The sequence below is a fragment of the Methylobacterium sp. A54F genome (genome assembly GCF_053346035.1).
In genome coordinates this window covers 1-345 of sequence record NZ_JBKFBF010000067.1, presented here as the reverse complement: position 1 = coordinate 345, position 345 = coordinate 1, and the positions used below count along the sequence as shown (strand labels likewise).

At 70.1% G+C, this 345-nt stretch carries 1 protein-coding gene; it reads left to right on the top strand.

What is annotated here, in order from left to right; all coding sequences use genetic code 11:
• Positions 1 to 345: preQ(1) synthase (gene queF, locus ACLBXP_RS25355; RefSeq protein WP_447670600.1), on the top strand; the 345-nt coding region annotated here is incomplete at both ends.

Sequence of the window (345 nt, the reverse complement as noted above, 5' to 3'; positions counted from 1 at the left end):
CCTCCCCCGAGGAGGCCCGCCTCGACCGCGTGCCGAACCCGCACCCGGACACGGATTACCTCGCCCGCTTCACGGCACCGGAATTCACCTCGCTCTGCCCGGTGACCGGCCAGCCGGATTTCGCGGTCCTGGTGATCGACTACGTGCCGGACCGCTGGCTCGTCGAATCGAAGGCGCTCAAGCTCTACCTCGGGGCGTTCCGCAACCACGGCGCCTCCCACGAGGATTGCACGGTGGCGATCGGCAAGCGCCTGCGCGACCTGCTGGAGCCGCGCTACCTGCGCATCGGCGGCTTCTGGTACCCGCGCGGCGGCATCCCGATCGACGTGTACTGGCAGACCGGCG